The following is an 11,564-nucleotide window of genomic DNA, read 5'->3' on the forward strand; positions in this document are numbered from 1 at the left end:
AGGTCTTTGCGTTGCTATGTCCCTCTTGCTGAGCGTGTTCGCGTACAGCCCGTGACCCAATCAGTTACGTACCGAACCTCTGACTAGGTGCTTAGGTGCTCGTCCGGACCCGGGCGCGATCTTGAAAAGACGCGTTTGTTGCGCACAAGTAAAAGTCCATCGATGTCATTGACCACTCGGCGGCCCTCTGATGATCTGTGATCACGGCGCGACGGAAGGTGGCGCAAGCTGGACACAAGCGAGTTCGACGTGGTCATCGTCGGAGGCGGAACGGCCGGCTCGGTCGTCGCCTCCCGGGTGTCCGCGGACCCGGCGGTGCGGGTCTGCCTCATCGAGGGCGGCCCTTCGGACGTGGGTGACCAGCGAGTTCTGCAACTGCGGAACTGGCTGAACCTGCTGGAGACCGAGTTCGACTACGACTACCCGATCGTCCCGCAGCCGCGCGGCAACTCGCACCTGCGGCACTCGCGGGCCCGGGTGCTCGGCGGCTGCTCGTCGCACAACACGATGATCAGCTTCCGGCCTCCGCCCGGTGACTTCGCCGACTGGGTCGCGGCCGGCGCCACCGGCTGGTCCTACGACGAGATGCTGCCCCTCTGGAAGCGCCTGGCCGTCAACATCACGCCGGTGGCCGAACCCCGCAACCCGCTCGCCGCCGATTTCGTGGCCGCCTGCCACCGCGCGCTCGGCGTGCCGGTGCACGACGACTTCAACGCGGCGCCGTTCGCCGACGGCACCGGGTTCTTCCCGGTCGGCTATTACCCGGAGAGCGGTGTGCGATCCTCGGCCTCGGTCGCCTACCTGCACCCGCACCTCGACCGCCCGAACCTCACGATCATGACCGAGACCTGGGCGTTCCACCTCGACCCCAGCACCGGCGTCACGGTCCGGCAGGGCGAGCAGATCAAGACCATCAAGGCCCGGCACGAGTACGTGTTGAGCGCGGGCGCCATCGACACACCGCGCCTGCTGCTGCTCTCCGGCATCGGGCCGGCTGCCGACCTGGAACGGCTCGGCATCGAGGTGCGGGCGGACCTGCCCGGCGTGGGCGAGCACCTGCTCGACCACCCGGAGTCGCTGATCCTGTGGGAGGCCTCGCGGCCCATCCCGCCGATGTCGGCGATGGACTCCGACGCCGGCCTGTTCGTGCGGCGGGACGCCACCGCCGAACGCCCCGACCTGATGTTCCACCTCTATCAGATCCCGTTCACGGTCAACACCGAACGGCTCGGGTACGACGTACCCCAGCATGGTTTCGGAATGACGCCGAACGTGCCCCGCCCGCACAGCGTGGGCCGCCTCACGCTGGCCGACGCCGATCCGGCGACCAAGCCGCTGCTGGACTTCCGCTACTTCACCGATCCGGACGGCTACGACGAGCGGACCATCGTGGACGGCCTGCGGCTGGCCCGCGAGGTCGCCGCGACCGAGCCGTTCGCCTCCTGGATCACCCGGGAGATCGCGCCCGGGCCGGCGGTGCGCACCGACGAGGAGCTCTCCGCGTACGGCCGGGCCGTGCACCACACCGTCTTCCACCCGGCCGGCACCTGCCGGATGGGCGCGGCCGGTGACGACCTGGCCGTGGTCGACCCGTCGCTGCGGTTGCGCGGCTTCCCGAACGTACGGATCGCCGACGCCTCGGTCTTCCCGACGATGCTCACGGTGAACCCGATGGTGGCGGTCTTCCTGGTCGGGGAGCGCGCCGCGGATCTGATCAGCGCCGATCTCGCGAAGCGTTAGCTCCGCTACGTCCCGGGAGGGCCGATGACGTCCACGATCACCGTCGAGCATTTGTGGAAGGTCTTCGGCCCGAAACCGGAACGCGTCGTCGGCACCGAACTCGCCGACCTGCCGCGGGCCGAGCTGCGCGCCCGCACCGGCTGCCTGGCCGCGGTGAAGGACGTCAGCTTCGCGGTCGAGGCGGGTGAGGTCTTCGTCGTGATGGGGCTCTCCGGCAGCGGCAAGTCGACGCTGGTGCGCTGCCTGACCCGGCTGATCGAGCCGACCAGCGGCGAGATCGGCATCGACGGCGAGGCGGTCCGCTCGATGAACGCCCGCCGCCTGCGCGAACTGCGCCGGCACCGGGTGGCGATGGTGTTCCAGCACTTCGGGCTGCTGCCGCACCGGCCGGTGCTGGACAACGTCGCCTACGGCCTGGAGGTCCAGGGAGTCGGCCGGGCTGAACGGCACCGGCGGGCCGGCGAGATGCTGTCGCTGGTCGGCCTGGACGGACACGAGCACCAATACCCGGAGCAGCTCTCCGGCGGCATGCAGCAGCGGGTCGGCCTGGCCCGGGCGCTCGCCATCGACCCGGCGGTGCTGCTGTTCGACGAGCCGTTCAGCGCACTCGACCCGCTGATCCGCCGGGACATGCAGACCGAGGTGCGCCGGCTGCACGCCGAGGTGGGCAAGACGCTGCTCTTCATCACCCACGACCTGGCCGAGGCACTCACCCTGGGCGACCGGATCGCGGTGCTGCGCGACGGCGAACTGGTGCAGGTCGGCACCCCCGAGGAACTGGTCGGCGACCCCGCCGACGACTACGTCGCCGACTTCGTGCGCGACGTGCCCCGCTCCGACGTGCTCACCCTGCGCTGGATCATGCGCGACCCCACCGACGGCGAAACATGCGACGACCACCCCCTGCCGCTGACCACCGTGATCCGCGACGCGGTCCCCCGCATCCTGCGGGCCCACCACCCGGTCCCGGTAACCGACGGCACCCGCCGAGTCGGCGTAGTCGACGCCGACCAGCTCCTGCCGGCCCTCGTCGGCCACCACCGCCAGGTCCCCGCATGACCACCGAGCCGAGCGTGCTCTCCGCGCCACGCGTGTCCGCCGCGCGGAACGTGTCCGCCGAGCCGAGCATGTCTGCCGTGCCGGGCCTGTTCTCCGTGCCGGGCCTGTTCTCCGTGCCGGGCCTGTTCTCCGCGCCGGGCCTGTTCTCCGCGCCGGGCCTGTTCTCCGCGCCGGGCCTGTTCTCCGCGCCGCGCAGTGGGGTCCGGTCATGACCGCGACCGTCACCCCGCCTGCGGTTCAGTCCGGGGGCCGGGTGCTGGCCGCGGCCGGCGCTGGTGCGGCGCCACGGCGATTGACTCGGCGGCGCGCGCTCTGGGTCGTTCTCGTTCTTGCTGCCGTGGCTGCCTACCTCGGCTTTCGCACGAGCGGGGCGGCGGATTCGGATGATGCGGCGGCGTTCCGGTTCTTCACCGACGTGCGCAACTGGGTCGACGACAACCGGGACTCCAGCCCGCTCTTTCTCTACGGCTTCAATTACCTGCGGCTCGGTGTGCGGCTGCTGGTCGACGCGGTGCATGCCGGGCTCTACGGGCTCGGGTTCGCCGGGCTCGTCGCCGCGGTCACGGCGGTCGCGCTGGTGCTGGCGGGCTGGCGGACGGCCCTGGTGGCGCTGGGCGGATTTCTCGCGTTCGGGTTCCTCGGGCTGTGGGCGGAGAGCGTCGACACGCTGGTGCTGACGGTGTCGGCGGTGCTGCTGGCGGTCGTGATCGGCGTGCCGATCGGGGTGCTGGCGGCCCGGGTCGGCTGGGTGAGCGCAGCCTTGCGGCCGGTGCTCGACGTCATGCAGATCATGCCGACCTTCGCCTACCTCGCGCCGATGACGCTGCTCTTCCTGATCGGGGAGCCGGCCGCGGTGATCGCGACCCTGATCTACGCGGTGCCGGCCACGATCCGGATCACCGAGCTGGGCATCCGCGAGGTGCCGCCGGTCAGCGTCGAGGCGGCCACCGCGCTCGGCTCGACCGGGTGGCAGCTGCTGACCAAGGTGCGCCTGCCGATGGCCCGGCCGACCATCGTGCTCGCGGTCAACCAGACGATCATGATGGCGCTGTCCATGGTGGTGATCACCGCGCTGATCGACGCCCCGGGGCTGGGCCAGAACATCGTCAAGGCCCTCGAGCGGGTCAACGTCGGCCTCGCCTTCGACGCCGGCCTGGCCATCGTGATCATGGCCGTGGTCCTGGACCGGATAACCGCCGGCGCCGCCCGCCGCCGCCCCACAGCAAGCGCCGGCGGTTCCCGCCCCGCAGCGAGCGCCGGCGGTTCCCGCCCCGCAGCGAGCAGCCGCGGCCACCAGCCCGTGATCCGCGAGGCCTGGCTCGCGGTCCGTGGCCGCGGTGCCTGGTTTGCGGCCCGTGGGCTGAGCCGGTGGGGCGGGGCGGGGGCTGCTCTCGTCGCGGTGGTCGTGGTGGCGCTGTTGCCGATCGGGGAGGGGCTGCCGCGCGTTTCGTTTGCGGCGCCGGTCAACGAGGTCACCGGCTGGGTTGAGCTGCACTGGTATGACGCCACTGAGTGGATCAAGAACACCGCCAGCGCCGGGCTGCTCGACCCGCTCGAGACGGTGCTCACGACCACGCCTTGGTGGCTCTTCGTGCTGTTCGTGGGCGCTTTCGGTGCGCTGGTCGGTGGTCTGCGGGCGGCGGTGATCGCGGCCGGTGCGGCGGCTGGGATCGCTGGTCTGGGGCTGTGGCAGCACGCCATGCAGACGCTGGCCACGGTGCTGATCACCATCGTGCTCACCATGGTGGCCGGGATCGTGCTGGGGGTCTGGTCGGCGCGGCACGACTGGTTCGCCGCCGGGCTGCGGCCGCTGCTGGACGCCGCGCAGACGATGCCGTCCTTCGTTTATCTGCTGCCGGCCGTGGCGCTTTTCGGCGCGAGCCGCTTCACCGCGATCATGGCCGGTTTCGTCTACGCCGTTCCGCCGGTGGTGCGGCTCGTCGACCGGGGGCTGCGCGACGTGCCGGCCACCGTGATCGAGGCCGCGCTCTCGGCCGGTTCCACTCCGCGGCAGCTGCTCTGGAAGGTGCAGCTGCCGATGGCCCGCGGCGGCCTGTTGCTCGCTGTGAACCAGGGGATCGTCATGGTCCTGGCGATGGTCGTCCTCGGTGGCCTGGTCGGTGCGGGCGCCCTCGGTTACGACGTGGTCGCCGGCTTCTCCCAGCGTGAGGACTTCGGCAAGGGCCTCGCGGCCGGTTTCGCCATCGTCCTGCTCGGCATCCTGCTCGACCGTCTTACCCAGGGTTTCCATGATGCGAAGGGACCTCGTCGATGAGATTTCGGACAGTTGTCGCGGCGGCACTGATATTGAGCCTGACCGCCTGTGGCGGTGCCACGTCGGGCGCCGGGGAGTCGGCGCCGAGCGCGGGCGCGAAGGGCACCGTGAAGCTGGCGGTCAACCCGTGGGTCGGTTATGAGGCGGACGCCGCGGTCGTCGCCTACCTCCTGGAGAAGAAGCTCGGTTACACGGTCGACAAGAAGGAGCTCAAGGAGGAGATCTCCTGGCAGGGCTTCGAGACCGGTGAGGTCGACGCGATCCTGGAGAACTGGGGGCACGACGACCTGAAGAAGACTTACATCACCGACAAGAAGGTCGCGGTCGCGGTCGGCTCGACCGGCAACAAGGGCGTGATCGGCTGGTACGTCCCGCAGTGGATGGCTGACCAATACCCGGACATCACCGATTCCAAGAACCTCAACAAGTACGCCGGCCTCTTCAAGACCTCGGAGTCGAAGGGGAAGGGGCAGCTGCTCGACGGCGACCCGTCCTACGTCACCAACGACGTGGCGCTGGTCAGCAACCTGAAGCTGGATTACCACGTCGTCTTCTCCGGCAGCGAAGCGGCGATCATCAAGGCCGCCCAGCAGGCCACCGCGCAGAAGAAGCCGCTGCTCTTCTACTTCTACGAGCCGCAGTGGCTGTTCGCCAAGGAGAAGTACGCCCGGGTCAAGCTCCCCGCTTACACCACCGGGTGCGACGCCGACCCCAAGAAGGTCGCCTGCGATTACCCCGATTACGACCTCGACAAGATCGCCAGCAAGAAGTTCGCGGATGCGAACAGCACTGCTTACCAGCTCATCAAGAACTTCCAGTGGACCAACGACGACCAGAACCTCGTCTCGGATTACCTCACCAACCAGGGCATGACCGCCGACCAGGCGGCCGAGAAGTGGGTGACCGAGCACGAGTCGACCTGGAAGCCGTGGATCCCGGCCGGGAGCTGAGCGATGGGACCCAAGGTCGTGATCATCGGCGCCGGCATCGTCGGTTGCGCGCTCGCCGATGAGCTGACCGCGCGCGGCTGGACCGACGTCACGGTGCTGGACCGGGGCCCGCTCTTCGTGACCGGCGGCTCCAGTTCGCACGCGCCGGGCCTGGTCTTCCAGACCAACCCGTCGCGCACGATGGCCCGGATGGCGCGTTACACCGTGGAGAAGCTGGCCGGCCTGGACTGTTTCCGCCAGGTCGGCAGCCTCGAGGTGGCCACCACCCCGGAACGGCTGGCCGAGCTGCACCGCCGCCACGGTTTCGGTCAGTCGTGGGGGATCGGCTCGTCGGTCATCGACGCGGCGCAGTGTGCCGAGCTGTTCCCGCTGCTCGACCGGGAGCGGGCGCTCGGCGGTCTGCATGTGCCGACGGACGGCCTGGCTCTCGCCGTGAAGGCGTGCGAGATGCAGGCCGGCCGGGCGGTCATGCGCGGCGCCCGGTTCGTCGGCGGGGCCGAGGTCGTCGAGATCCTCCAGCTCGGCGGCCGGGTGGTCGGCGTCCGCACGGCGGACGGAGATTTTCCGGCTGAGATCGTGGTCAGCTGCGCCGGTTTCTGGGGGCCGCGGATCGGGGCGCTGGCGGGGGTGCCGATCCCGCTGCTGCCGATGGCCCACCAGTACGCCCGGAGCACGCCGGTCGGTGCGGCCGACGACCTGCCGATCCTGCGCCATCAGGACCGCGACCTGTATTTCCGGGCGCACGGCGATGCCCTCGGCATCGGCTCCTATCTGCACGAGCCGATGCCGGTCGACCTCGACGATCTGCCCGGCGGTGAACACCCGTCGATGATGGCGTTCACCCCCGACACTTTTTCCGAGTCGTGGGCGGCGGCCGGCGACCTGCTGCCCGTTCTGCGGGATGCCGAACGAACGGACGGCTTCAACGGCGTCTTCTCGTTCACCGCCGACGGCTTCCCGCTGCTCGGCGAGTCCCGTGACCTGCGCGGGTTCTGGACCGCCGAGGCCATCTGGGTCACCCACTCGGCCGGCGCCGCGAAGGCCGTCGCCGAGTGGATGGTCACCGGCCGGCCGGAGACCGACCTGCACGAGTGCGATCTCAACCGGTTCGACCCGGCCCAGCTCGCGCCGCACTATGTGAAGACCAGGGCGATCCGCAGCTTCGTCGAGGTCTACGACATCGTTCATCCGCTCGACCCGCCGTCCGTGCGGGAGTTGCGGGTCAGCCCGTTCCACGAGCGGCAGGTCGCGCTGGGCGCGGTCTTCGGCGAGGCGGCCGGCTGGGAGCGACCGCTCTGGTACGCGACCAACCCGCCCCCGCCGGACGTGACACCCCGCGACGAGTGGTCGTCCCGGCACTGGTCGCCGATCGCCGCGACCGAGGCCCACCTGACCCGCGAGGGCGTGGCGCTCTACGACATGACCCCGCTGACCCGCCTGGAGGTGATCGGCCCGGTCTCCTTCCTCCAGTCGCTGACCAGCGGAAACGTCGACCGTCCAGTTGGCAGTGTGGTCTACACGCTGCTGCTCGACCGGGCCGGCGGCATCCGCAGCGACATCACCGTGGCCCGGCTCGGCGAGCAGCGGTTCCAGGTCGGCGTCAACGGTCCGCTCGACCTGGACTGGCTGCTGCGGCACGCCCCGGTCGGCGTCACGGTCCGCGACGTCACCGGCGGCACCTGCGGCGTCGGCCTCTGGGGACCGAAAGCCAGAACAACCATCGAAAAGCTGACCGACATCGACGTACGGCCGGAGTCGTTCCGTTATTTCCAATGCCGTGAGGGCTATCTCGGCACCGTCCCGGTGACCATGCTGCGCCTGTCCTACGTGGGTGAGCTGGGCTGGGAGATCTACACCCGGGCCGAGTACGGCCTGAGGCTGTGGGACACCCTCTGGGCCGCCGGGCGCGACCACGGCCTGATCGCCGCCGGCCGGCACGCCTTCACCAGCCTGCGCCTGGAGAAGGGCTACCGGGCCTGGGGCGTCGACATGACCACCGAGGACGACCCGTGGCAGGCGGGTCTCGGCTTCGCGGTGGCCGGCCTCGGACCGGACCCGCAAAGAAGGCTGACCTGCCTCGTTCTGGCGGAGAGCGACGCGGTCCCGATGGGCCGGGAGCCGGTTTTCCGCGAGGGGCAGCCGGTCGGGCACGTGACCAGCGCCGCGTTCGGGCACACCATCGGGGCGCCGATCGCCTATGCCTGGTTGCCGGCGAGCGAGCCGGGAACCGAGGTGGAGATCGGCTACTTCGACCGCCGGCTGCGGGCGACCGTGACCGCTGAGCCGCTCGTCGACCCGAAGCACGAGCGCCTGAGAAGGTAGGGGGCACCATTTGTCCGCGTACGATGTGATTGTCGTCGGCCTGGGCGGGATGGGCAGCGCCACCGCCATGCATCTCGCCACCCGTGGCGTGCGGGTGCTGGGCCTGGAGAAGTTCGGTCCGGCGCACGACCGCGGCGCCAGCCACGGCGGCTCCCGGATCACCCGCCAGTCGTACTTCGAGGGCGCCGAGTACGTCCCGCTGCTGTTGCGCGCCTACGAGCTGTACGACCAGCTGGCGGTCGACTCGGGCCGGGACGTGATCACGCTGACCGGCGGGCTGATGATCGGCCGGCCGGAGACGCGGACCGTGGCCGGCAGCCGGGCCAGCGCCGAGCAGTGGGGCCTGGAGCACGAGATCCTGGACGCCGTCGAGATCCGCCGCCGTTACCCGACCCTGGCCCCGGAGCCCGAGGAGATCGCCCTCTACGAGGCGAAGGCCGGCTTCGTGCGCCCCGAGGCGACGGTGGCGGCGAACCTGGAGCTGGCCGCGAAGCGGGGCGCCGACCTGCGCTTCCAGGAGCCGATGACAAGCTGGGAGCCGGCCGGCGACGGCGTCCGGGTGACCACCGGCCGGGGCACGTACACGGCCGGGCAGTTGGTGATCGCGCCGGGCCCGTGGGCGCCGGAGCTGCTCGCCGACCTGGGCGTTCCGTTCTCGATCGAGCGACTGGTGCAGTTCTGGTTCCGCCCGCGGGGCGGGGTGGCCCCGTTCCTGCCGGACCGCCATCCGATCTACATCTGGGAGGACGTGTCCGGCGAGCAGATCTACGGCTTCCCGGCGATCGACGGCCCGGACGGGGGCGCCAAGATCGCCTACTTCCGGAAAGGCACCCCGACCACGCCGGACACCCTGGACACCGAGGTGCGCCCGGCCGAGATCGCCGAGATGGCGGCCTACTGCGGCAAGCGGCTGCCGAATCTGCCCGGCGAATTCCGCCGCGGCGAGCCGTGCATGTACAGCACGACGCCGGACGAGCACTTCGTGATCAGTCGTCACCCGGCGCACGAGGCGGTGACCGTGGCCTGCGGTTTCTCCGGGCACGGATTCAAGTTCGTGCCGGTGATCGGCGAGATCGTGGCCGACCTGGCGACCACCGGCACGACCGCCCACCCGATCGCCCTGTTCGATCCCCGACGGCTGACCGGAGCGAAACCGTGAGTACGAGCAGCCTGCTGCCCACGCTGACCGGCAACTACTACACCGACCCGGCGATCTTCGCGGCCGAGCAGGAGCTGATCTTCGAACAGATGTGGTTCTGCGTGGCGCGCGGCGAGGACGTCGCCACGCCGGGCGCGTTCCGCACGGTCGAAGTCGGCCGGGAGAGCCTGCTGGTCACCCGGGCCGCCGACGGCGCCGCGCGCGCCTTCCTCAACGTCTGCCGGCATCGTGGCGCGAAGCTGTGCGCCGAGGAGTCGGGCGCGGTGAAGCGCACCTTCCGCTGCATGTACCACGCCTGGGCGTACGACCTGGACGGCAAGCTGGTGGCCGCACCCAACCTGGTGAAGATGCCGGACGTGAACCGGGTCGAGTACGGCCTGCGCAAGGTGCACGTCCGCGAATGGCTCGGCTACGTCTGGGTCTGTCTCGCCGAGCGGCCGCCGTCCTTCGAGGCCGACGTGATGGGCGCGTGTGTGGAGCGGCTGGGCAACCTCGACTCGATCGAGCGGTACGGCCTGGAAGCGCTCACGGTGGGCCGGCGGATCCGCTACGACGTCAAGGCCAACTGGAAGCTGATCATCGAGAACTTCATGGAGTGTTACCACTGCTCGACGATCCATCCGGAACTGGTGCATGTGCTCCCCGAGTTCGCCGGTGGCTACGCCGCGCAGTACTACGTGGGGCACGGCGCCGAGTTCGGCCGCGACGTCGAGGGCTTCACGGTGGACGGCAGCGCCGGGTTGCCGGCGATCTCGACGATCGCCGCCGAGCAGGACCGGCGCTACTACGCGATCACCATCAAACCCCAGGTCTTCATCAACCTGGTGCCCGATCACGTCATTTTCCACCGAATGTATCCGCTGGCCGTGGACCGGACGATCGTCGAATGTGACTGGCTGTACCCGCCCGGGGTGGTCGCGTCGGGCGCCGACCTGTCCCGCTCGGTGGAGCTGTTCGACCGGGTCAACCGGCAGGACTTCGAGGCGTGCGAGCGCTGCCAGCCGGGCATGAGCTCGCGGGCGTACGCCGAGGGTGGCGTTCTCGTGCCGAGCGAGCACCACATCGCCGTTTTCCACCACTGGGTGCAAGATCGACTCGTACGTCCGGAGAAGTGATTAGAAGTCCAATTTGGGGTAAATAAACCAGTCTCGGTTACGCGACTCTGCGCACTGTCCTACGTTAGGCCACGTCCAAGTAGGGCAAATCATCCGAATTGGAGCGCAGAACCGTGTTCTCTTCACGTTCTTCGCGAGTCGCTCGCGGCGGCCTGGTGGCCGCTTTCACCTTCTCCATAGCGATCGCCGCCGCGCCCGCCTATGCGTCCGTTCCCGACGGCCAGGCGCTGATCAACTACACGACGTTCGCCGGTGCGTCGAAGACGCTGGACCGCAACGGGACGGCTGACATCCTCACCTCGGCCGGCAAAGTCCACCAGCGGATCCTGCGCCTGTCGGCCGGTGGCTTCCGCCAGTCCGGCTCGGCCTGGGACCGGCAGATGCTCGACCTGACCGACTCGTTCGAGTCGACCTTCAAGGTCTACCTGCACCATGGCCAGCCGGGCGCCGACGGCATTGCGTTCGTCGTGCAGGCCGAGGGCCCGCGCGCGCTCGGCGGCTGGGGCGGCGGTCTCGGTTACCGCGGCATCAAGCGCAGCGTCGCCGTCGAGTTCGACACCTTCCAGAACACGCCCGACCCGAGCAGCAACCACCTCGCGGTGGTTCTCGGCGGCAACCCCGACGTGCACCACTCCGTCGCCGAGCCGTCGATCCCGCTCTACGGGCGGCCGTTCCTGGCCCGGGTCAACTACGACGCGGACAGCAACGAGCTGCGCGTCTACGTGAAGTCGCTGCGCGCCGGCGCCAAGGAACAGCTGGCGCTCAAGGACACCGTGGATCTGGCCGGCGAGACCGGGTCGAGCGACGCCTGGGTGGGCTTCACCGCCGCCACCGGCGCCGCTCTGTCGAAGCAGGACATCTACTCGTGGTCGGTCCAGGGCTCCGGCGCCTGACCGAGTAACCGGCGCCGCCGGTGCCATGGAGCGTCCGTGGCGCCGGCCGTG

9 protein-coding genes are annotated in these 11,564 nt (G+C 69.8%); all 9 read left to right on the forward strand.

The window, feature by feature from the left end; genetic code table 11:
• Positions 1-249: 249 nt before the first annotated feature.
• On the forward strand, positions 250-1,740 hold the full coding sequence (locus AB0E90_RS32885; RefSeq protein ID WP_360414722.1) for a GMC oxidoreductase: 1,491 nt from the start codon (positions 250-252) through the stop codon (positions 1,738-1,740).
• A gap of 24 nt (positions 1,741-1,764) precedes the next feature.
• Positions 1,765-2,799, forward strand: coding sequence for a glycine betaine/L-proline ABC transporter ATP-binding protein (locus AB0E90_RS32890; RefSeq protein WP_360414724.1), 1,035 nt, complete (start codon positions 1,765-1,767; stop codon positions 2,797-2,799).
• The gene (locus AB0E90_RS32895) at positions 2,796-3,011 is read left to right on the forward strand and encodes a hypothetical protein (RefSeq protein WP_360414726.1); all 216 of its coding nucleotides are present in this window, start codon (positions 2,796-2,798) and stop codon (positions 3,009-3,011) included. The genes AB0E90_RS32890 and AB0E90_RS32895 overlap by 4 nt, the downstream gene beginning before the upstream one ends.
• Positions 3,008-5,074, forward strand: a complete 2,067-nt coding sequence (locus tag AB0E90_RS32900) for an ABC transporter permease subunit (protein WP_360414728.1) — start codon at positions 3,008-3,010, stop codon at positions 5,072-5,074. The genes AB0E90_RS32895 and AB0E90_RS32900 overlap by 4 nt, the downstream gene beginning before the upstream one ends.
• Positions 5,071-6,024 (forward strand): ABC transporter substrate-binding protein, encoded by a 954-nt coding sequence (locus tag AB0E90_RS32905; RefSeq protein ID WP_360414730.1) that lies wholly within the window; start codon positions 5,071-5,073, stop codon positions 6,022-6,024. The genes AB0E90_RS32900 and AB0E90_RS32905 overlap by 4 nt, the downstream gene beginning before the upstream one ends.
• A gap of 3 nt (positions 6,025-6,027) precedes the next feature.
• Complete coding sequence (locus AB0E90_RS32910; RefSeq protein ID WP_360414732.1) at positions 6,028-8,346, forward strand: FAD-dependent oxidoreductase; 2,319 nt, start codon at positions 6,028-6,030, stop codon at positions 8,344-8,346.
• Positions 8,347-8,356: 10 nt separating this feature from the next.
• Complete coding sequence (solA, locus tag AB0E90_RS32915) at positions 8,357-9,505, forward strand: N-methyl-L-tryptophan oxidase (RefSeq protein ID WP_360414734.1); 1,149 nt, start codon at positions 8,357-8,359, stop codon at positions 9,503-9,505.
• A complete protein-coding gene (locus tag AB0E90_RS32920) occupies positions 9,502-10,620 on the forward strand; it encodes an aromatic ring-hydroxylating dioxygenase subunit alpha (protein WP_360414736.1) in 1,119 nt (372 codons plus the stop codon). The genes solA and AB0E90_RS32920 overlap by 4 nt, the downstream gene beginning before the upstream one ends.
• 155 nt (positions 10,621-10,775) lie before the next feature.
• Positions 10,776-11,513, forward strand: coding sequence for an L-type lectin-domain containing protein (locus AB0E90_RS32925; RefSeq protein ID WP_360414738.1), 738 nt, complete (start codon positions 10,776-10,778; stop codon positions 11,511-11,513).
• Positions 11,514-11,564 lie beyond the last annotated feature (51 nt).

The organism is Actinoplanes sp. NPDC026619, from assembly GCF_040638295.1.
GTDB lineage: Bacteria > Actinomycetota > Actinomycetes > Mycobacteriales > Micromonosporaceae > Actinoplanes.

Excerpts from the sequence above, each read along its gene's own strand:
- AB0E90_RS32895 (WP_360414726.1), top strand. The coding sequence starts at position 2,796 with ATGACCACCGAGCCGAGCGTGCTCTCCGCGCCACGCGTGTCCGCCGCG.
- AB0E90_RS32910 (WP_360414732.1), top strand. The coding sequence starts at position 6,028 with ATGGGACCCAAGGTCGTGATCATCGGCGCCGGCATCGTCGGTTGCGCG.
- AB0E90_RS32890 (WP_360414724.1), top strand. The coding sequence starts at position 1,765 with ATGACGTCCACGATCACCGTCGAGCATTTGTGGAAGGTCTTCGGCCCG.
- AB0E90_RS32905 (WP_360414730.1), top strand. The coding sequence starts at position 5,071 with ATGAGATTTCGGACAGTTGTCGCGGCGGCACTGATATTGAGCCTGACC.
- AB0E90_RS32900 (WP_360414728.1), top strand. The coding sequence starts at position 3,008 with ATGACCGCGACCGTCACCCCGCCTGCGGTTCAGTCCGGGGGCCGGGTG.